Below are 255 nucleotides of genomic sequence, written 5' to 3'. Positions count from 1 at the left end.
CTGTTCCACATTCCCCGCCAGGAACTGCCACGGGTGCTCAAGCAACTGCATGCCAGCCTCAAGGACGGTGGCGTACTGTTCAGCTCCAATCCCCGGGGCGACAACCAGGAAGGCTGGAACGGCCCGCGCTATGGTGCCTACCACGACCTGGCGGCCTGGCAGGCGTTGCTGACGGATGCCGGGTTCGTCGAGCTGGAACACTACTATCGCCCCGCCGGCCTGCCCCGGGAACAGCAACCGTGGCTGGCCAGCGTC

1 pseudogene is annotated in these 255 nt (G+C 66.3%); it reads left to right on the top strand.

From position 1 onward, the window contains the following. Positions 1-255 (top strand): annotated as a pseudogene (locus SB725_RS32475) (SAM-dependent methyltransferase); the annotation flags it as partial.

The organism is Pseudomonas sp. SIMBA_041 (genome assembly GCF_046535095.1).
Classification (GTDB): Bacteria; Pseudomonadota; Gammaproteobacteria; order Pseudomonadales; family Pseudomonadaceae; genus Aquipseudomonas; species Aquipseudomonas mucoides.
This window is presented reverse-complemented; position numbering and strand designations above follow the sequence as displayed.